This is a genomic window from Anaerosphaera aminiphila DSM 21120 (assembly GCF_900129925.1).
GTDB classification, from domain to species: Bacteria; Bacillota; Clostridia; order Tissierellales; family Peptoniphilaceae; genus Anaerosphaera; species Anaerosphaera aminiphila.
This window is the reverse complement of the sequence record NZ_FQXI01000002.1, coordinates 47838-68560: the sequence shown is the minus strand read 5'-3', so window position 1 is coordinate 68560 and position 20723 is coordinate 47838. Positions and strand designations below refer to the sequence as shown.

Below are 20723 nucleotides of genomic sequence, written 5' to 3'. Positions count from 1 at the left end.
TTAACTCAATCTCACTATTTTATTTGCTCTCATTAACTTTAAATCTAACTCATCATGGGTAATGTAAATCAAAGGTTTTACTCCCTTATGCTTCATTAAAAATTCTATCATTCTTTTTCTGTTATTAGTATCTACTTCTCTTATTGCTTCGTCCATCATAAAAATATTACCCTCTTTTGCCACCGATCTAACTAGGGACAATCTTCTTTTCATTCCACCTGATAGAACTTTCGCTTTAGAATTTGCATATTCTCCTAATTCCAGCTCTGTTAATAAATTTAAATTTATTTTCTCATCTCTTTGAACAAACTCTAAATTTTCCAGTACAGTTTTTTCTTCAAAAAGTAAATTTTCTTGAAACACCACAGAAAATTTAGGTCTATCGCTATACTCTACACTACCTCCGTCACTATCTTCAATTCCCAACAGTATGTTCATTAAAGTAGTTTTTCCTATTCCTGAGTTTCCTAAGAGTCCAAGTACGTCTCCATCTTCTACTTCAAAGTTTAAATTTTCAAAGAGTACTTTTTCATTAAAAGATTTTTTTAAATTTCTCACTTTAAGTTTCAACGGGCAATCCTCCTAAATATGTAGAGCACTAACTTTTCAAATAAAAATGCCACTACCACTGCAAGTATGGTGTAGGAAAATAAATTAACTGTGTCTAAATATATTTTACAGTTGTAGATTAGCGTTCCGATTCCATATTTTGGAAGTGCTATAACTTCTGCTGCCAGTCCGGATTTCCATGCCATTCCCACACTTAATTCAAGTCCACTTTGAATATACCCTTTTAAACTTGGAATATATATATAACTTATTTCTTTTAAAATTCCCACGTCAAATACTTTAGCCATATTTAAATATTTTTTATCTACATTTATAAGTCCCTCATATACATTTAAATATATTATGGGAATTACTATTATAACAGAAATAAATATAGGCAATCTCTCTGAACTCATAAAGAAAAGTATAAGAATTATAAAACTTACTACGGGAACTGACTTTAAAAACAGTATTAGTGGATATAGTAATTCTCTTACAACTTTAAATTTATAAGACAGTGTAGCAAGAGCTGTTCCAATTACAAAGCCCACTATAAATCCAAGGGAAATCTTAGAAAGAGTGCTTATTAAAGCCCTCCAAAATACTCCATCTGAAAGATTTACAAATATTTGAGGTATAACCTTAAGAGGAGATACAAATAGTATCTCCTCTGATATAAAAGTGCTAAGCACTTGCCATATGAAAATCCAAAATAAAACTACTCCAAAGCTCTTAGCTTTATTTTTTATAGTAGAAGTTTTCATCAGGTAATACTCCTCCAACTGAGCTCTGATCAGCTTCAAATAAAATATTTAAATAATTTGAAAGTGCATCTTCACTTTCCTGACCATCAATATAGACTATATTACAATCGGGAATTGCAATTTTAGCAACTGCCTCAGGAACTATGTCATAATTTCCCACAAGAGCTGCCGCTTCATCAACATTATTATTTACAAAATCAACTGAATTTTTATATTCACTTAAAAAAGCATTAAAGTTTTCTTTGTTTTCCTCTAAAAATTCATTTCTAACTACTAAAACTCCAGTTATTAAAGGTTCTCCATTAATTTCTTTCCATAGGTCATTTAATGAAAAATTCACCTTGAGACCTTCAACCTTTTGCTTTGCCACAGTTAAAAAAGGTTGAGGCAACATTACAACAGCTGACTCGTTATTTATAAGTTCAGCTAAAACTTCTTCATGTTGTGCCTTGTACTCTATAGTCACATCATTATCAGGGTCGATATTGCTTTTTGACAGGATTTGTCTTAGAGCAAACTCAGGTGTAGAACCTTTCCCACTTGTAACTATAGTTCTGCCTTTTAAACTTTCAACATCACTAATATCATCCCTTGATGCTAAATATAAAACACCTAGAGTATTAATATTTGAAACCTTTAAAAGTTTTCCCTCTGTCTTATTGTATAAAATTGAAGCTAAGTTTGCAGGAATTGCAGCCACATCAAAGTCTCCCTTTGAAAGTCCGGCAACTATTTCGTCTGGACTTGCCACAATTTTGTAGTCGTAAGTATTACTTTGTTTAACACCTTTGTCGGAATCGTCAAATACTTTGACAAGTCCCATTGCTGTAGGTCCTTTTAAAGCTCCAACCTTAATCGTTACATTGTCTTTTATAGCTTCATCTGTCACTATATTTTCATTTTTATTTCCACAACCTACTAGCGAAAATAAAAAAACAAACACTAATAATGTACTTAAAATTTTATTTTTCATATCTACCTCCAGTCATTAATTATATATAATTGCATACCCTTTGTAAATAAATCAATTTTATTTTATTGTATTTTATTACCTTTGATATATAATAAATTCTACTAACCTATAATTTGAATACAAAGTGGAGGATTTATGATTTATTTAATAGTTGGTTCATCTGGTTCAGGAAAGACCACTCAAGCTAATATATTGAGAAAAAGGGACAACTTCTTTAGAATAATTACATATACTACAAGGGCTCCTCGCAAGGGAGAAATAAATGAAGTAGACTATTTCTTTGTAAATAGAGAGACCTTTTTAAAATTAAAAAGAGAAGATTTTTTCTTGGAGGTTACAGAGTATTCTAATAATTACTACGGAACTCCTAAGCTTGAAATTGAAAAATACATTAACTCTGATAAAAATGCAGTTTTAGTGGTAGATTTAAATGGAGTTAAAAAAATTAAAGAGAAGTTTAAAAACTCCATATGTATATACTTAAAGCTGGACCAAGCTACTTTAGTTGAGAGAATGAACGCCAGAGGTGACTCCACAAAAAAAATAGAGGACAGGTTAAAAGCTGCTCAAGATTTTACGCCCTATGCCAACTATATTTTAGATGCTTCAAAGTCAGTTTCTAAAATCTCCAGAGAAATATCTGAAATTGTAGACATAACTCAAAAGTAATTTAGCTACTTATACTGTTAAACTCCATAAATTAAATTTAAATATCTAAAAAGTGTAACTACAATATTTGTAATTACACTTTTTTATTTATCTTAAAAAATAAACTACTACATCAACTAAAAATACAGTAAACAAAATTATAAAAACTGTATTAAGATGTTTTTTATTTAACTTTGTAATAGTCTTTTCAAATAGAGGCTGCAATAAATACATTATTATCATTCCGCCTATTCCAAATCTAATACTGGGATTTAAGGCAATTCTGCCCTGAAAGTTTAAAAAATAACTACTGTAATCCCACATCCACTCACCCTTTGTAAACTCCATTATGTAGCTTCCCAAGAGCTCAAGTAACGTTGTAATTACTACTATTCCAAGAAACACCAATACTGGTGAAATATTTATTCCCAAAAAATTTACTTTTCTATTTTTTAAGCCTGTCAAGCAAAAAATAAAGCTCATTGCTCCAATTCCATATATGGGCAGATAGGGTCCAAAGAGTATTCCCCTATTTGAAAATCCCCATCTATATACTACCACTTCTAAAAAAACTTCATAAAGCCAGCCTACTACACAGTAAAACAAAAAATTTAAAAATACTTTTTTAACATCTACATTTTTAATTTTCATATCTTCTCCAAAATTTTATTGTCATCCCTTACTATTATCTTATATTTTTAAAATGTATCAACTAAAATTATCTAATTAGAAAGTTATCTAAATAGTTTTGTTAGGAGAATTTTATGGAATTTGCAAATACATTTAAGGCCCTGTCCGATCCAATTAGGAGAGATATACTAATTCTCTTAAAAAATGGCAGACTGACGGCGGGAGAAATTGTAGAAAATTTTAATTTAACTGCTGCCACTATCTCATACCACTTAAGCATTTTAAAAAAAGCTGATTTAATATGGGAGACTAAATATAAAAATTACATTTACTATGAACTAAACACCTCCATTGTAGAGGAAATAATGCTTTGGTTTTCAGAGCTTAAAGGAGGAAATGATGAAAAAATATAAAAATACAATTGTACTTTCAACTATTATCTGTTTAATTCCAATTCTAATGGGAATTTTTCTCTGGAATAAGTTGCCGGATTCAATTGCCACCCACTTTAATAACTATAACCAGCCTGATGGATGGAGCAGCAAAGGTTTTGCAGTTTTTGGACTGCCTACACTTTTAACTATTATTCACTTAGTTTTAATATTTATGGTTTTACATGATCCAAAAAAGAAAAATGTGGGAAATAAAATGTTAAGTGTAATTTTTTGGCTTATTCCCATTTTATCTTTATTTATAATGTCTCTAACCTATGCCGTTGCACTGGGACACAGTTCAAATATTATAGGACTTGGAGTAAATTTACTAATAGGTGTTATTTTCGTAGTTATTGGAAATTACTTTCCAAAGACCAAACAAAACTACACTGTTGGAATAAAAATTCCATGGACCTTAAACAGTGAAGAAAACTGGAATAAAACTCACAGATTTGCATCAAAGCTTTGGATTGCAGGGGGACTTCTCTTTATATTTAATGGTATATTTTTAATTGATACAAAGTTTTCCTACTTGCCAATAGTATTTTGTCTAATACTTGTACTTGCACCTATGGTATATTCTTTTATACTCTATAAAAGAGAAGTTAAAAATAAAGAAGAGCTGTAAATAAAATCTACAGCTCTTCTTTAAATCTAATTTTTCTTTTTTAAAAATCTGCTTTTTCTTTTAAAAACACTATTGCATTTTCAAGCATTTGAGTTGTCAGTTGATGTCTTGTGTTTTCAAATTTTTCAAATACTATAATATCTTTATTTTCATATCTCTCAACTACTTCATTGTAAAAATTCTCTTGTGATATAGGTGGAACTGTCTCATCTTCTGCGCCATTAAACAGTCCCAGAGCTCTGTTTTCTATGTTTTCCAAGTGAATTTGAGGATTCATTTGAATCATAAAGTCATTAATTCTCATTCTCTCATAACTTATTTCATCTTCCCCTTCAATTAAAGTGTCTACTACATCTTTCCAATTCATAGTTCCATTAAATAAAAGGGCAGTTTTTAAATCTTTCTTAAATGTAAACAGACCTCCTGCAGTTATTGCTCCCATTGAGTGTCCTGCAACCGCAATATTTTTTTCATCTACATTTAAATTTTCAATTACATATTTATATATGCTTGGAAATTCTTCAATGTTGTGCATTATAACTTTCATCATATTCTCTTTAGAAACTTCTTCTGATTCATAGTCAAGAGTTCCCCTCTCTCCATGAAATCTGGCTTCAGGCAAAACAACTTGGTAGCCATAGCCGGCAAAGATATTTGCTCTAAATATTTGATTTTTTGCACAGCTACTCCACCCATGATAAAAAATTATAGTCTTGTACTTTTCCAAATTGAGCTTTGGAGTTACAACATATGCAGGTACGTCTCCTATATAAATTTTTTCAATATCTGTAAAATCTGATTTTAAATATTCCATTATACCCTCCAACTAGGTGGCTCTATATTGTTCTCTTCAAGAAAGGCATTTGCCTTAGAAAATGGTTTAGAACCAAAGAAACCTCTATTTGCAGACAATGGACTGGGGTGAACTCCCGCTATTACCAAGTGTCTTTCATTTTTTATTAATTTTATTTTAGACTTGGCGTGATTTCCCCACAGTATGAAAACTACTGGTTCTTCTCTCTCATCTATTATTTCTATAACTCTATTTGTAAAAATTTCCCACCCTATTTTAGAGTGGCTCATTGGTGTATGCGCTCTAACTGTAAGCGTTGTATTTAAGAGCATAATCCCCTCTTTTGTCCAGTTTACCAAATTTCCTGTGTTTGGAATTTCAAGTCCCAAGTCACTTTTTAGCTCCTTGTATATATTTACAAGAGATGGTGGAGTTTTTACTCCCTCTCTTACAGAAAATGCCAGCCCGTGAGCTTGATTTACATTATGATAGGGATCTTGCCCTAAAATTACAACTTTTAATTTGCTATAGGGTGTGTAGTTAAATGCATTAAATATATCTTCCGCCTTTGGAAATATTTCATAATCTTTATATTCTTCCAATAAAAGCGCCCTTAAATCTTTATAGTATGTCTTTTCAAACTCCTCAGCAAGGTAATCTTGCCAATCAGTTTTTAATATTTCTCTCATTTAAAACCTCTTTTACATAAAAAACTTCTCTAAAAAACTCTTTCCACTATTTGGAGAAACAAATTTTTCCAACTGTCTTCTATTTTCACTTTTATAAAAGACCACTAGAGTGTCTCCCTTTTCTATTTTACTATTTCCCCTAGGTATTACAGCTGTGTTGTTTTCTCTTGTAATTCCACCTATCAGTATTCCCTTTGGCAGTGAAATATCTGCAATAGACTTCCCTATTAACTCACTACTGTCCAGTAGTTGTATTTCTGAAATTTCAGCTTCTCCGTTAAATACTAACTGCGTTGAAATAGTTCTATCATCTCTTAGTTTTCTGATAATCTTATTTGCAGACAGAGTTATTGGATTTAAAACAGCAGTAAAATCCAATCCGTCAATAATTTGCGAATAACCCATAGTGTCTAACTTAATCATAACTTGTGGTATTGAGGTCTTTTTAGCCATCATTCCAAGTACAATATTTAGCTCATCATTATCTGTCAGAGCAATAAATACATCTACATCGTCAATTTCTTCATCCTTTAAAAAATCTGCTCCCATAAAATCTCTCTTTACTACAAATAAATTGGGATACTTCTTTCGCAACTCCACTACTTTTTCATAGTCTCTTTCAACAATTGTAATATTGTAGTCATCTATCATCTCTGCTATTTTTTTAGAGACGCCTCCTCCTCCAACAATTACAATTTTTTCTTTTTCCTGTTTTGGCTCAAATCTAAAGTACTTCATTTTAAAACTCATAATATCATTGGAAAGGCCCATTAAGTACAGATAGTCATATTTTTTAATAACTGTATCTCCATTTGGAATTATCAGTTCATTTCCTCTTTGAACGGCTACTATCAGTAAAGTTGCAATACTTCCTATATCTTTTATTTTTTCATCTTCAAATTCAATGTCATTTTCCACATAGTGTCCAACAACTTCAATTTTACCCTTTCCAAAACTATCTGACTGATAAACCAGCTTATCCTTAACTATTTTTTCCACAGTTCTGGCTATTTCCAAATCAGGATTTATAATATAGTCTATTCCAAGAGAATCTCTTAAGTAAAATAATTCGTCAATAGAATCTGCCTGTTCTATTAGTGCAATAGTAAATTTAGCTCCTAAATTTTTTGCCATAGTACAAATTAAAATATTTATCTTATCTGAACTTGTAAGAGATACTACAAAGTCAAAGTCCTCTACATCAAGTTTCTTTAAAAGAGACCTATCCAGTCCATTGCCAAGTACTGTCTTTACTTTTGAATTGGCGTTAATTTCAGCTAAAACTTTTTCTTCAGAATCTACTACTGTAATTTCACAGTCTTCTAAACTCATGGTCTTTACAATTTTTTGTCCCATTTTACATGCGCCTATAATTAATATCTTCATAAAATACATCCTAACTTATTTTTTTATTAAAAATATCTGTCAATTATTATATTATAATAATAACTATCACCAAATTCTCCTTGTAATCTACTTTTAACTAATTCTCTTATTCTCTCTCTGTCTTCATGTCTCTTTACAGTATTTCCATCTACTACGACTTCCACTCTAACTGCGTTATCTTCACAGAGCAAGTCGTGAAAAGACAATACATCACTGTTTTCTTTTATTAATGTATCTAAAACCTCAACAATTTTTTTCTCAGTTTCTGAGTACATTCCCACTGGATCTACATGAATACTCACGATACAATTTAATTTTTCTTCTATTTCCGTTTCTATTTTGTCAATCATAGAATGAGCCTCAACTAGAGACATATTAAATGGAATCTCTACATGAAAGCTGACATATACCCTTTGAGGTCCATATTTTGAAACTATTATGTCGTGTACTCCTAAAATTCTCTTGTCTTCTAATGCAATACTTTGAATTTCCTTTAGCATTCCCTTTGCAGGTGCTTCACCTATTAAATCACTTAGTGTATCTCTTATGAGATCATAGCCTGAATAGAGTATAAATAAACTGATTATCAAACCCGCATATCCATCTACCATTTTGCCTGTAAGTTTATTTACTATAATTGAAAAAACTACAACTCCTGTCACAAAGACATCTGCCATAGAATCTTTTGATTGTGCCTTTATGGGTGTGGAGTCAATACTATTTGAAATTTCCTTATAAAAGTGTGCCATATATAATTTCACAGCCATACTCAGCACCATAATTAAAATTGAATACATGTTGAATTCCACAACTCTCGGATGTATTATCCTATCAAATGAAGTTTGAATAAATTCCACTCCTGCATAAAACACCAATATTGCCACTATAAGGGCTGAAATATATTCAATTCTCCCATGTCCATAGGGATGTTCTTTATCAGCTGGCATTGCAGAAAGCTTCACTCCCACAAGTGTAACTATTGAAGACAAACTGTCTGTTGCGTTGTTTATTGCATCGGCTAAAATTGAAACTGAACCTGTAAATACAAATAGTGCAATTTTTACTACAGCTAATACTATATTTGAAGCTAATCCAAGTACTGACGTAATTACGGATATTTCCAGACGGTCCTCTCTCTTTGTTCCAAATTTTCCCATTTTTAATACTTTTTTAACTAACATTTAAAAACCTCAACATATCATTTCCTGTAATTATACAATAGAAAAAAGCCTTTATCAAATACAGCGATTGAAAGATTCTAAGCAATAATGTAAAATTAGACAAGGTGATATTATGTGTAAATTAACAGTCCTATGCGACTACACTATTTTAGATGATTTTAAATACAGTATTTATGAAAATGACGAGTTAACTTTAAGTGCTTTTGTAGATTTTACAGCTCCTTTTAAAGACTTCTTTAAAAATAGAGAGCTATACCAATCAAAAATTACAGTATATGAGAAAGAAAGTGAGTTTCTGCAAATATATAGGCACATTCAAACTCCCATTTCTGAAGACTTATTTAGCATTTTTATAGATAAAAATAAATATGTTTTAAAAGAAAAACGCAGTTTCAAAGTTCCGGATTTTTATATTCCAATACCATCGGGAACTCTATCAATAACCGGTAAGATAAATATTCAGTACTTTGAAATTTTTCACAACAATATTAAATGTGGCACAATTAAAGGCTCATTGGAAAAAAACAAGAAAAAATATGTTTTAGAATATGAACCAATTTTAAAAAATTCCAGAGAACTTTTCTTAAGCTGTCTATTAATTATTGACAACTTATATCATGATTATTAAATTAAAGCTTCACAATATTTTTATTAAAGGGGTGCCATTATGAATAATCAACAGGATAGTAGCGGGTCAAAGAGCTTTTTAAATAAAAGACTCTTTATCACATTGATACTTGCAATATCTTTTTACTTTGTACTCTTAAATTTCTCTTCAATTTTTAATGTAGTAAAAAAAGTTCTGGGCATAATATCTCCATTTATAGTTGGAGCTGCACTTGCCTTTGTGCTAAAAATTCCAATGAACTTTTTAGAAAAAACTCTTTTTTCAAAAATAAAAGGAGAAAAATTTCAAAAGTTTAAAAGACCACTGTCCCTAGTTATTTCAATTGTAATTGTATTTTCTCTAATACTCTTTTTAGTATTTCTAGTTGTTCCTCAGCTGGTAAAATCTGTACAGAGCTTAGAGCAAAAACTTCCAATATTTTTTGAACAGCTTATAAACTGGATGAACTCAATTTCTCCACTGCAAAAATATGCAAGTGAACTTGAAGTATTGATTGCCGAATTTAGTTGGGACTCCATGTTTGAAAGTGCTAAAAGTCTCTTACTCAGAGAAGACTCTAAGTTTTTTACAACGGCTCTGAACACTGCAACGTCATTTATAAGCTCTATAAGTAATATGTTGGTTTCAATTATATTCTCAATTTACATTGTCATGGACAAAGAAACCATTCAACTTCAATCTAAGAGAATGTTGTATTCAATATTTAATAAAAAACATGCCGATATTGTAACTCATGTTTTCTCACTTTTACACCATTTCTTCCACAATACAATTTTAAGTCAGATAACTGAAGCTACAATTCTTGGTGTAATGGTATTTATAAGTATGACTATACTACGACTCCCAAGTGCTGCAACTATATCTATACTAACTGCATTCTTTGCACTTATTCCAATTGTTGGTGCCTTTATTGCCGGTGCAATAGGTGTAATACTAATACTTATTGAATCACCTACAAAGGCCTTAATATATTTAATTATGGTTCTCGTTGTTCAACAAATCGAAGGAAATATTATATATCCAAAAATCGTTGGCGATGCAATCGGACTTCCTCCAATGTGGATACTCTTTGGAGTGTTAATTGGTGGTTCTCTATTTGGAATCATAGGTATGTGGATATTTGTTCCACTTTTTGCAGTACTCTATACTTTACTTGGTGAATTTACTGAGTACAGACTTAAAGAAAAAAATATTGCCCTAAAAAAATAGAAGTTCCTTATTAATGGAAGTTGGCACTTTACTCTGCTATAATAAATTAAGGGGGGATTTTATGATTAATAGAATTTGTACGTTTTATTTTACAGGCACTGACACTACAAAAAAAGTTGTAGAGGAATTTGCCAAAGAATTGGGAAGTAAACTTGAGGTAGATAATTTTTTCCACTACAACTTTACTACTCCTGATGCTAGAAAAGAAATGCCAACTTTTGGCAAGGGAGACATAGTTATTGGCGGCGTTCCCACAATTGCCGGGAGAGTGCCCAACTTGTTATTACCTTACTTAAAAACTATCAACGGAGAAGGTGCATTGGGTGTCAGCATCGCTCTTTATGGAAATAGAAATGTAGATGACTGCTTAGTTGAATTTAGAGATTTAATGGAACAAGGCGGAATAAATGTAATTGCAGGAGGAGCTTTTGTTGGAGAGCACTCTTTTTCTGAAATACTGGCAAAGGGAAGACCTGATGCTGAAGATCTTAAAATAGTAAGAGAATTTGCAGGAAAAGTTGCAGAAAAAATAAAAGAAGGCGACTTAACTAAACCTGAAATGGTGGGAGAAGTTCCATATAGACCTTACTACACTCCAAGAGACAGAAACGGCAAGGGCATAGACATAAGAAAAGTAAAACCTAAGACAGATATGACTTTGTGTATTGACTGTAAACTCTGCGCAGAAGTTTGTCCTATGGGAGCAATTGACTTTGACGACGTTTCACAAGTTCCCGGAATTTGCATGAAGTGCTGTGCTTGTATTAAAAAATGTCCTACTGGAGCTAAGTACTTTGACGACGAAGGATATCTATACCATGCTCACGAGTTGGAAGATATGTATGAAAGAAGATCTGAACCAGAATATTTTGTATAGTATTTAGGAGAAAATTATGAAATATAGCTATGATACTAAAGTGTGCCCTCTTTCTTTTTATGAAGAAGATGGCAAAATTGTAAAAATTGAATTTGGTCACTGCACTAGGGATGAAAATTACATTGAAACAAAGGTCATTAAAGATGCATATGAAGAAATATGTGAGTACCTCAATGGAACAAGAAAATATTTTGACTTTCCAATTGAAATGAGCGGTACTGACTTTGAAAAAAAAGTATACAGAGCCCTTTTAAACATACCCTACGGAACACTTAAAACTTATAAGGACATAGCTGTTGAAATCGGTCACGATAAGGCATACCGTGCAGTGGGACTTGCCAATCACAAGAACAACCTTCCAATTGTAGTTCCCTGTCATAGAGTTGTGGGCTCTAACGGAAAGTTGACGGGTTTTGCTGGAGGACTGGATGTAAAACAAGCTCTAATAGACTTAGAAAAAGAAAATATATAAAAATTTATATTATTTAGAGGATTTTGCTTATGATAGATGCAATTAAAAATAGAAAGAGCATCAGAAAGTTTAAAAGTGATGCTATACCAAATAGTAAATTAAATTCAATATTGGAGGCAGCACGAATAGCTCCCTCCGGTAGCAATACTCAACCTTGGAAGTTTATCATAGTTCAGTCCAGAGAAACTATTGAAAAACTTTCAAATGTATCTAAAAATCAATCTTGGATGAAAACAGCTCCCATGCACATAGTGGCAGTTGCAGATATAAGTTCTAGAATTAAAGATAGCGAAAACCTATCTCTTGATGAAACATCTTCTATATTTGAACTTAAACAAGTAATTAGAGATACAGTATTTTCAATTGAAAACATTCTATTGGAAGCAGTAAATCAAGGACTGGATACTTGTGTTGTAGCAGACTTTACTCAAGAGGGAGTAAGGCCTATTTTAAATATTCCAAAGGATAAATTTGTAGTTGCAATTATAACTTTGGGTTATGCAGATTTAAAGAACAACACTCCTCACAACAGACATCCTCTAGAAGATATGGTCTACTACGAAAAGTGGAATAACTTAAAATAAATTTAATAAAACTCCTGTACTTTTAAAAGTGTAGGAGTTTTTTATTTGCTATTTAATTTTCTCTATCAACTGTTGATGCACCAGATAAGTTTTTTATAACTTTTGGATTTCCCTTGTATAAAACTGAACTTGCTCCACTTGCACTTACATCTAAATTATCTTTACAACTTATTTCAAGGTGAGATGCTCCACTTGCTATGACTTTACTATTATTTGTCTGTAACTCAAAAAAATTCATATCACTACTTCCACTTAAGCGACAGTTTAAATTTTGAACTTCTCCTGAAAATTTACAATCTGAACTACCACTAATTTCCACAGTTAAATCTTTTACTTTTAATGGCAAATTGGAACTTGACGCCCCTGATATTTGCACATTAAAAGAATCTGAAACCATAGTATTCTCTGATTGAAAACTCGATGCCCCCGATAGTGCTAAAGCATTTATTTTTGGTGCAGTAATATAAATGTTAGGATAATCCTTCATATTTAGCATAGGCTCTTTTAAATTATCTTTACAATAAATTTTAAGTTCATTATTTTTTACTTCAATAACTAAATTTTCTAAAAAATACTCATTTACTTCAGCACTTACTGAAACTTTTTCTCCAACTGTATAGTAGACATCTACCGGACTCTGCACATATATTTTTTCGAAATTTTCAACTTTATACTCTTTAGTAGATAAGCCCTTGCTGTTTATCGCCTCTACTTGCTCTTTTTCAAGGTTACTACTTTCAATACTACTTTTTTCAACGCTATTTTCTACCTTATTTTTCCCACAGCCCGATAGAGATATTGTAATTAACATTAAAATCCCCATAGTTAAAATTTTTCTTTTATGCACTTACCTTCCTCCTTATTTAAAATTTAACCCACACCAAAATCTGTGTTTTCAAATAGTATTTCAATTCTGGGATTTTCTTTTAAATAATAGTATTTTTCTCTAAACCACTTGATTAATTCTTCGTCACGTTTAATTTCAGTTTCATTTTCTATAAAAATATTTACAGTAGCTCTTTTAAAGTGATTTTCTATTATGCTCATATCTCTATCTATCATTTCTCTAGTCTGACCTTTTATTCCCACCATAATACAAGGCGAGTCAAAGTGCTTTTCAACTTCTCTATAGTCTTTAAATCCGGCACCTTTTTTTAATACCTTATTTCTAAAGTCATTGTCAAAAGTTTCAACTCCCACTTTAAAAAATATTGGCACTTCAAAATAATCTCTAATTTCATCAAGTCTATTTCTATAGAAATAGTGAGCTTCAAATACTAATTCTTCTATTCCTTTGTCTTTAACTACTCTTTTAATAGATTCTTTGGTGTGTTTAGTGAGTTCAAACACAGAGGCTGAGTCAATCACTTCAAGTCTCTTATAAACTCCTGTAACCTCTTTTAAAACCTCGTCATTTAGTTTGTCAATTTCTCCTTCATCTTCAGAGTTGTCCAGTATATAGTCACAGAAAGTACACTTCCCCCAAAAACAAGGCTTGCCCTTTAAGAGTACAATTTCTCTTGGAAATTTATCTTTAATTATTGAATATCTTTGCATTTTTATCTCTCTTCTATATTAAAATTAATAATTTTTTAAGCATATTTATAATAACACAATTATATTGTTTATGTATATTCATTACATTTTTTTTAAATTTACTCTTATCTTATAAAAACAAGTCTATAAACTAAAAAGTAGGAGATTTTATTATCTCCTACTCTCAATATTTTTAATATTTTAAATACTATAGTTTTATAGTTACTTTTTTAACTTCTGAAAGTTCAACATAGCCTCCAATAGAAAATACAAAATCTCCTTCTTCGTCTCTTCTACCTGTTGCAACTATACTTCCTTTCGGCTGTATAATTTCCTGTTCAAAGCTATCTTCTTTTGAATCTCTAGTTAAATAAGTTGCCACAGCAACTGTTCCAGAGCCGCATGACCCTTCTCTTATTAATGTATCTGAGTCTTTTACATATACATAGGGCACCATTTCACTTTTTTCTCTGTCAAAGAACAGCACTCCATATGCATCTTCACTGTATTTAGATTCAATTATTTTCAATGCCTTTTTTACAAAGTCTTCATCTTCACTTCTATCTTCAACTATTGTGTGAACTATTCCCTCTAGTTCAACTACTGTATAAGTAGAACCTTCTATTTCTATTTCAGATATAGCTTTGGCCTTTGGAATTTCAACAGAGGCTGTAGATTTTTCCTTGTTTACTACTACAGTCATCGGTCCCTTTACTCCACTTACATAGACTTCTACTTCGCCTTCGCCTTCAAAATCTGCAAAGCTTGCAGCATATAGTCCATAACTTCTTGTGGCATTTCCGCAAAACTCTGAACCCATCATGTCCATTCTAAGTGGTGGTCCGTCATAACTTGGACTTATAAATCCAACTTGTTCTATACTGCTATCTATTTGCTCCATTAGAGCTCTGGTATAATCTGCTCTTAAATGTGGATCCACTGGCCACACTACAAATCCCGTTATATTTCCGGCAGGGTCTGCCTTTACAAAATCAAATGTTTTTTCTTTCATATATTAACCTACTTTCTTTAAATACTTTTTCATTATCCTAAGTGCTTCATTAGGTCTTACTGTTCCTAAAATACCCATTGCTGAAAGTATATACTCAGAATCTACATAATAACTTGGATTTTTAGGAGACAGGGTCAAAGGTCTATCTTCGTGGTAGTTTGTATGTTTTAATATTTCATTAGGTCTTTTGGAAAAGACTATTACGCCACCTGTTCCAATTACAGTTTTTATGTCCCTTAGGTCTTTTCCATTTTGATAGTAAATATACCTTGTATATGAAAATTCTCTTCTCAAGTGTCCAACATGTCTATCTGTGGCAAATTCTACAGCACATTTAGCCATTGCCTCATCAAATTCAAACTCTTCATCTGTCTTTGGAACCATCATTATGTCCTTGCTTCTTCTAAGGCACTCATTGTGGATGTCATAGTTTCTATTGAGGTTGGATTTTAATTTTTCCTCTCCCACAGATTCGTATAAACTTAGAGCTGAATACCTCATACCTAAGTCGCCCTCTACAGTCCTCTTGGCAAAGGGCTCTTCCAAACCTTCAAATCTCACATTTCCATCAATAGAATATCCATTTCCTATGGAGTGAACGTCAGTTGTTGCTCCTCCAACATCTACTACTAAAAGGTCGCCCCATCCACTTTCTTCTTTAGTTCCTACAGAAAGTAACTCCGCTCCTTTTATTACAGCTCCAGGAGTTGGCATAACTACACCGTCAATAAATCCCTTCACCGTATTAATACCCTTTGCAAGGGCAATTTTATTCATAAAAATTTTTCTTATACACTCTCTTGCCGGTTCAGCATTTAAAGTATTTACTTTTGGCATTACATTTTCTGTAACAACATAGTCCATGTTGTTTTTGTCAAAAATTTCTCTTATTTCTTCTTGTGCAGCACTATTACCTGCAACTACTATTGGAATTTTTCTTGTCAGAGAGGTTAATTTTTTTGCATTGTGAAGTATGTAGAACTTATTTCCGTATTCAGTTCCCCCTGAGAGAAGAATGATATCACAATCTGAATTTTCTATTTCCTCTATATTTTCATCTGTCATTTCATAGCTAAAAGTCTTTAAAATTCTTGCACCAGCTCCTAAAGCTGCTCTCTTAGCCGCTTCTGATGTTAAATCTTTTGCAAGTCCCACTGCCATCATCTTTAGCCCACCTGCAGCTGAAGAACAAGCTAATGTCTTTTCAAATTTAATATCTTTTGGAAGTTGTTTTTTTATTTTTTCCAGTCCGCTGTAGAATCCATCCATTAAACCTGTTTTTACAGTGGTTATAACTTCTTCTTTCGCTATAATCTCCTCAGATTCAATATCAACACAAGTGAGCTTTGTATATGTGCTTCCAAAATCCAACAATAAATAAGTCCTCATTTTTTCCTCCAAATAAATTTGCCATATAAAACAATTAGGGACTTGATATCAAGTCCCTAATAAATCATTAAAATATTTTATTCAATCATTGATTCGACAGTTTTTAAAATGCTATCTGTTCTATTTTCTACTGTAGCTAAAGCTTCTTTCATTTGCTTTTTTAAATCAGCAACATAAGCTTCATCTTTTATTGAACCTAAATTAATTTTTACATTGTAAAACGCTCCAGTAGCAGCTAGTTTTAAGTTTAGAATTCCAACTCCAACATCAGTTATTGCATTTGAATTTCCCTTTTCTGCTAGCACTTCTGCTATATCAAGTAACTCAAGAGTTTTTAAACCAACTGATAGTGGTACATTTGCTGCGTTTTTGTATTCTTCTTGAATTTTTGCACTTCTTGCAGCTTTTTCTTCATCAGTTTCTTTAGGCATTTTAAATGCCTTCATTACTCCGTTAAATGAATTTGCATCTCTATCTATATCTTCTACAAAGTCTTCTTCATATTTTTTACATTGTTTAGCTATTTCAGCCATTTCTTCATGAAGTTCTTCGTATTTTTTACTCTTTACAGTTAAATTTGCAACCATTCCAAGTAATGCTGCTGCTTGTGCTGCTGCAAGAGCTGATACTGATCCACCACCTGGTGCCGGTGAGTCAGAAGCTGTTTCTGCAACAAAATCTTTTACGCTTAAATCTTTTAACATATTTCCTCCTTAGAACAATCCAACCATGCTTCCGTCTGCCTTAACATCCATTTTATTAGCTGCTGGAACTTTTGGAAGTCCTGGCATAATCATTATGTTAGATGTTTGACATACTATAAATCCTGCTCCTGCAGATACCCTTACGTCTTGAACTGTAATTTCAAATCCTTCTGGTGCACCTACTGCTTTTGGATCATCTGAGAAAGAGAATTGAGTTTTAGCCATACAAATTGGCATTTTATCTAATCCTAATTCTTCTAATTTCTTAACTTGTTTTTTAGCTGCAGGTGTAAGTGTAACTTTTCCACCTCTATATATTTCTTTTACTATAATATTTAATTTTTCTTCTATAGTATCTTCTACATCATAGATTGGCTTGTAGTTGCTCTTTTCAGTTTCAATTAAGTTTACAACTTTATTAGCAAGGTCAATTGCACCTTCTCCACCCTTAGCCCAAACTTCACATAGAGAAACTTCAACGCCATATTCTTTACATTTTTCTATTAGTAAATTAATTTCTGCATCAGTATCTTGAACGAATCTGTTTACTGCTACAACTACTGGTAGTCCAAATTTCTTAAGGTTTTCAATGTGTCTTCCAAGGTTTGCAAATCCCTTTTCAAGAGCTTCAACATTTTCAGTTGAAAGTTCTGTCTTAGGAACTCCACCATGCATTTTAAGAGCTTTAATTGTAGCTACTATAACAACTGCATCTGGATTTAATCCACCTAATCTACATTTAATATCTAAGAATTTTTCAGCTCCAAGGTCAGCACCGAAACCTGCCTCAGTTACTAAATAATCACTCATTTTTAAACCAAGTTTTGTAGCTATTAGAGAGTTACATCCGTGAGCAATGTTTGCAAATGGTCCACCGTGAATTAACGCTGGTGTGTGTTCTAATGTTTGAACTAGGTTTGGTTTAATAGCATCTTTAAGAAGCATAGCCATTGCACCTTGAGCTTGTAGGTCTCCTGCTGTTACAGGTTCACCGTCAAGGTTGTAAGCAACTATCATTCTAGCAAGTCTAACTTTTAAGTCTTCTAAATCGTGTGATAGACAAAGTGCTGCCATTATTTCAGAAGCTACAGTAATCATAAAGTGATCTTCTCTTACGAATCCTTCAGCTTTTCCACCAAGTCCGATTACAATATTTCTCAAACTTCTGTCGTTCATATCAAGAACTCTCTTCCAAGTAACGTTTCTTGAATCTATTCTAAGAACATTTCCCTGTTGGATATGGTTATCAAGTAATGCTGCAAGTAAGTTATTTGCTGCAGTCATTGCGTGTAAGTCACCAGTGAAGTGAAGGTTGATATCTTCCATTGGAACTACTTGTGAATATCCACCACCTGCTGCTCCACCTTTAACACCAAATACAGGTCCTAGTGAAGGTTCTCTAAGTGCAACTATTGAGTTCTTGCCAATTTTATTTAAGCCTTGAGTAAGACCAATTGACACTGTTGATTTACCTTCTCCAGCTGGTGTTGGAGTAATTGCAGTAACTAAAATTAACTTTCCATCTTTTTCTTTTTCCAATCTTTCAATTGCGTCAAAAGAAATTTTTGCTTTATATTTACCGTAGTTTTCTATTTCATCTTCATGTAGACCACATTTCTTCGCTACATTAACTATTGGTTCCATTTCAACTTCATTAGCTATTTCAATATCAGTTTTAAACTCTGCCATCTTTTTTTCTCCTTAAATTTAAATTAAATTCTATATCCTATTTGTAGGTAATTATTCTTCAATTAAAAGTGTTTCTAAAACTTGATCATATTCAAAGTTTTCAATTTGCATATAGTATTGAGCAGAGTCAATTAGTGCTTGTAGTGGAATTAATCCTATTAGTTCTGTTCCGTAAACACTTACACCATATCTCTTTGCTTCTGATTTTATCATTTCAAGAGCTTGATAAACAGCTGTCTTTTCAAAGTTTACTAAGTTCATTGACACTTGAACTTGTCCTCTTTCTTCAAGTGGAAGTCCAATTGCCTTAACAAATCTAAGTCCTCCGCCAACGTGACGAACTTTTTTAGCAATTGCATCTGCAATTTCTACTTTATCTGTATTTAAGTTAACATTAAACGCAACTAAGTGGAATCTTGCACTAACTCCAGTTACACCACTTTTAGCATTCATTTCTTGTGGACCGTAATCTGGTTTCCACTCAGGTAATTTTATCTTTTCAAAGAATCCTTCATATTGTCCTTTTCTAACTTTAGCAAGGTTCTTTCTGTCAGGAGTTGTAGCTGCATCTTCATATAGATATACTGGAATTCCTAAATCACCAACAGCTTTTCCAACTTCATTTGCGTATTCAACACAATCTTCAGTTGTAACATTTTTTACAGGAATAAAAGGAATAACGTCAACAGCTCCCATTCTTGGGTGTCCACCTTCGTGTTTAGTCATGTCAATAACTTCTTGCGCTACTTTAACAGACTCAATAACAGCTTTAATTATTGGCTCTGGTTCACCAATTAATTCAACAACTGTTCTGTTATGATCCTTGTCTGGTTGGTAGTCAATTAATTTTACTCCCTCTTTACCTCTAAAGCACTCAACTATTTTGTCTATTTTGTCTAAATCTCTTCCTTCTGAATAATTTGGAATACACATTACTTTTTTCATTTAAATATTTACCTCCTAGATTTCTATGTACCTTCTTCGTATGGAGTAAGATTATCAAATAACTATCTACTAAACGTCTAATAAATACTAGTTTTCAAAAATATAAAAAATTTTACATACTATTTTTTATATTTGCGCTAATAATAGTTAATTACATTCTCCAGTAATAGTAAATTAGTGATTTTCCCAACTCCACCAGGCACAGGACTATAAGCTTCAATTTTCCCATCTACACTATCTGCCTTTAAATCACCTCTCATTTTTCCTTCTGCATTTGCAGAAAGTCCAATATCTATTAATACACTGTTCTCATTAAAATAACTTTCATCTAGGCTTTCTGCCCTTCCCATTGCCGTAAAGACATAATCAGCCCCCTTAGTATGCTCTTTTAAATTCTTCGTCTTTACATGGCAAAGTGTAACTGTTGCCCACTTGGCAAGAAGTATCATTGCCAATGGCTTTCCAACAACACTTGAGTGATTTATAATTACACAATTCTTCCCATCTACACTATACCCACTCTCTTCCAATAGCAAAACTGCCGCCTTTGGAGCAAGTGGAATAAATCCTGAAATATCTCCTGAGTAAACTTTTGCCTTGTTTATTGGGCTCATACAGTCAATGTCCTTACTTGGGCTAATAGTGTTGTTTATTTTTTCCTCGTCTAAGTGCTCCGGAAGTGGTCTAAAAATTAAAAGTCCTCCCAGACTGTCATCACCATTAACTTTTTTTATTAAGTTTAATACGCTTTCCTCACTTTCATCTCTGCTCAACTCATTTACTTGAACCTCTATACCCAGTTTTTCCGCACTTTTCTTTATGCCACGTTCATAGGCCAAATCAGCAGGATCCGCTCCAAATCTAATCACAGATAAAATCGGCTTAAGTTTTCTCTTTTCAATTCTATCCTTTAAATCTACAACTAACTTTTCTGCAATTGCATCTGATTTTAAAACTTTAGTCATTCTCTCACCTCACAAATAATATAACTAATAGCTACTTA

At 32.3% G+C, this 20723-nt stretch carries 24 protein-coding genes; 8 read left to right on the top strand and 16 right to left on the bottom strand.

The annotated features are described in order from the left end of the window. From BUB47_RS02755 to BUB47_RS02745, 3 genes are read right to left on the bottom strand one after another with little or no spacing between them, the layout of a single operon-like run. Nucleotides 1-570, bottom strand: coding sequence for an ATP-binding cassette domain-containing protein (locus BUB47_RS02755; RefSeq protein ID WP_073183543.1), 570 nt, complete (start codon nucleotides 568-570; stop codon nucleotides 1-3). Continuing rightward, nucleotides 567-1313, bottom strand: coding sequence for an ABC transporter permease (locus BUB47_RS02750; protein ID WP_073183541.1), 747 nt, complete (start codon nucleotides 1311-1313; stop codon nucleotides 567-569). The genes BUB47_RS02755 and BUB47_RS02750 overlap by 4 nt, the downstream gene beginning before the upstream one ends. After that, nucleotides 1288-2286 (bottom strand): ABC transporter substrate-binding protein, encoded by a 999-nt coding sequence (locus tag BUB47_RS02745; protein WP_073183539.1) that lies wholly within the window; start codon nucleotides 2284-2286, stop codon nucleotides 1288-1290. The genes BUB47_RS02750 and BUB47_RS02745 overlap by 26 nt, the downstream gene beginning before the upstream one ends. A gap of 135 nt (nucleotides 2287-2421) precedes the next feature. Between BUB47_RS02745 and BUB47_RS02740 the strand changes: the two genes are divergently transcribed. Continuing rightward, complete coding sequence (locus tag BUB47_RS02740; RefSeq protein WP_073183537.1) at nucleotides 2422-2955, top strand: guanylate kinase; 534 nt, start codon at nucleotides 2422-2424, stop codon at nucleotides 2953-2955. A gap of 87 nt (nucleotides 2956-3042) precedes the next feature. Here BUB47_RS02740 and BUB47_RS02735 read toward each other — a convergent pair whose 3' ends face one another. Continuing rightward, nucleotides 3043-3585, bottom strand: coding sequence for a putative ABC transporter permease (locus BUB47_RS02735; protein ID WP_073183536.1), 543 nt, complete (start codon nucleotides 3583-3585; stop codon nucleotides 3043-3045). 113 nt (nucleotides 3586-3698) lie between these two features. On the opposite strand from BUB47_RS02735, the gene BUB47_RS02730 reads away from it, so the two are divergent. Together BUB47_RS02730 and BUB47_RS02725 are read left to right on the top strand one after the other, a co-directional pair. Next, entirely contained in the window at nucleotides 3699-3977 is a 279-nt protein-coding gene (locus BUB47_RS02730; protein ID WP_073183534.1) for an autorepressor SdpR family transcription factor, read from the top strand. Continuing rightward, the gene (locus BUB47_RS02725) at nucleotides 3964-4626 is read left to right on the top strand and encodes an SdpI family protein (protein WP_073183532.1); all 663 of its coding nucleotides are present in this window, start codon (nucleotides 3964-3966) and stop codon (nucleotides 4624-4626) included. Before BUB47_RS02730 ends, BUB47_RS02725 begins: the two co-directional genes overlap by 14 nt. A gap of 40 nt (nucleotides 4627-4666) precedes the next feature. On the opposite strand, the gene BUB47_RS02720 is transcribed toward BUB47_RS02725, so the two are convergent. From BUB47_RS02720 to BUB47_RS02705, 4 genes are read right to left on the bottom strand one after another with little or no spacing between them, the layout of a single operon-like run. Then, nucleotides 4667-5440 (bottom strand): alpha/beta hydrolase family protein, encoded by a 774-nt coding sequence (locus BUB47_RS02720; RefSeq protein ID WP_073183530.1) that lies wholly within the window; start codon nucleotides 5438-5440, stop codon nucleotides 4667-4669. Continuing rightward, nucleotides 5440-6108 (bottom strand): uracil-DNA glycosylase, encoded by a 669-nt coding sequence (locus tag BUB47_RS02715; RefSeq protein WP_073183528.1) that lies wholly within the window; start codon nucleotides 6106-6108, stop codon nucleotides 5440-5442. The genes BUB47_RS02720 and BUB47_RS02715 overlap by 1 nt, the downstream gene beginning before the upstream one ends. A gap of 12 nt (nucleotides 6109-6120) precedes the next feature. Then, complete coding sequence (trkA, locus tag BUB47_RS02710) at nucleotides 6121-7494, bottom strand: Trk system potassium transporter TrkA (RefSeq protein ID WP_073183526.1); 1374 nt, start codon at nucleotides 7492-7494, stop codon at nucleotides 6121-6123. A gap of 26 nt (nucleotides 7495-7520) precedes the next feature. Further along, the gene (locus tag BUB47_RS02705) at nucleotides 7521-8675 is read right to left on the bottom strand and encodes a cation diffusion facilitator family transporter (protein ID WP_073183524.1); all 1155 of its coding nucleotides are present in this window, start codon (nucleotides 8673-8675) and stop codon (nucleotides 7521-7523) included. Between the two features lie 112 nt (nucleotides 8676-8787). On the opposite strand from BUB47_RS02705, the gene BUB47_RS02700 reads away from it, so the two are divergent. From BUB47_RS02700 to BUB47_RS02680, 5 genes are all read left to right on the top strand, one after another. Continuing rightward, nucleotides 8788-9303, top strand: coding sequence for a hypothetical protein (locus BUB47_RS02700; protein WP_073183523.1), 516 nt, complete (start codon nucleotides 8788-8790; stop codon nucleotides 9301-9303). Between the two features lie 39 nt (nucleotides 9304-9342). Then, nucleotides 9343-10512, top strand: a complete 1170-nt coding sequence (locus BUB47_RS02695) for an AI-2E family transporter (RefSeq protein WP_073183521.1) — start codon at nucleotides 9343-9345, stop codon at nucleotides 10510-10512. A gap of 61 nt (nucleotides 10513-10573) precedes the next feature. Beyond that, nucleotides 10574-11389 (top strand): 4Fe-4S binding protein, encoded by an 816-nt coding sequence (locus BUB47_RS02690; protein WP_073183519.1) that lies wholly within the window; start codon nucleotides 10574-10576, stop codon nucleotides 11387-11389. Between the two features lie 16 nt (nucleotides 11390-11405). After that, complete coding sequence (locus BUB47_RS02685; protein WP_073183517.1) at nucleotides 11406-11861, top strand: methylated-DNA--[protein]-cysteine S-methyltransferase; 456 nt, start codon at nucleotides 11406-11408, stop codon at nucleotides 11859-11861. A gap of 29 nt (nucleotides 11862-11890) precedes the next feature. Continuing rightward, nucleotides 11891-12445 (top strand): nitroreductase family protein, encoded by a 555-nt coding sequence (locus BUB47_RS02680; RefSeq protein ID WP_073183516.1) that lies wholly within the window; start codon nucleotides 11891-11893, stop codon nucleotides 12443-12445. A gap of 52 nt (nucleotides 12446-12497) precedes the next feature. On the opposite strand, the gene BUB47_RS02675 is transcribed toward BUB47_RS02680, so the two are convergent. The 8 genes from BUB47_RS02675 to BUB47_RS02640 form a co-directional block, all read right to left on the bottom strand. Beyond that, complete coding sequence (locus BUB47_RS02675) at nucleotides 12498-13292, bottom strand: head GIN domain-containing protein (RefSeq protein WP_073183514.1); 795 nt, start codon at nucleotides 13290-13292, stop codon at nucleotides 12498-12500. A gap of 23 nt (nucleotides 13293-13315) precedes the next feature. Next, nucleotides 13316-14002: a radical SAM protein gene (locus BUB47_RS02670; RefSeq protein WP_073183512.1), complete on the bottom strand. Its 687-nt coding sequence runs from the start codon at nucleotides 14000-14002 to the stop codon at nucleotides 13316-13318. A gap of 187 nt (nucleotides 14003-14189) precedes the next feature. Further along, nucleotides 14190-14993, bottom strand: a complete 804-nt coding sequence (locus BUB47_RS02665; protein WP_073183510.1) for a histidine racemase CntK family protein — start codon at nucleotides 14991-14993, stop codon at nucleotides 14190-14192. Between the two features lie 3 nt (nucleotides 14994-14996). Next, complete coding sequence (gene glmL, locus BUB47_RS02660; RefSeq protein WP_073183508.1) at nucleotides 14997-16382, bottom strand: methylaspartate mutase accessory protein GlmL; 1386 nt, start codon at nucleotides 16380-16382, stop codon at nucleotides 14997-14999. A gap of 77 nt (nucleotides 16383-16459) precedes the next feature. Beyond that, complete coding sequence (locus tag BUB47_RS02655) at nucleotides 16460-17086, bottom strand: cyclodeaminase/cyclohydrolase family protein (RefSeq protein ID WP_073183506.1); 627 nt, start codon at nucleotides 17084-17086, stop codon at nucleotides 16460-16462. 9 nt (nucleotides 17087-17095) lie between these two features. Next, a complete protein-coding gene (locus BUB47_RS02650; protein WP_073183504.1) occupies nucleotides 17096-18775 on the bottom strand; it encodes a formate--tetrahydrofolate ligase in 1680 nt (559 codons plus the stop codon). Between the two features lie 51 nt (nucleotides 18776-18826). Continuing rightward, nucleotides 18827-19720 carry a glutamate formimidoyltransferase gene (ftcD, locus tag BUB47_RS02645; protein WP_073183502.1) on the bottom strand — a complete coding sequence of 298 codons (894 nt, stop codon included), beginning with the start codon at nucleotides 19718-19720 and terminating at the stop codon, nucleotides 18827-18829. Nucleotides 19721-19857: 137 nt separating this feature from the next. Further along, a complete protein-coding gene (locus BUB47_RS02640; RefSeq protein WP_073183500.1) occupies nucleotides 19858-20685 on the bottom strand; it encodes a bifunctional 5,10-methylenetetrahydrofolate dehydrogenase/5,10-methenyltetrahydrofolate cyclohydrolase in 828 nt (275 codons plus the stop codon). Nucleotides 20686-20723 lie beyond the last annotated feature (38 nt).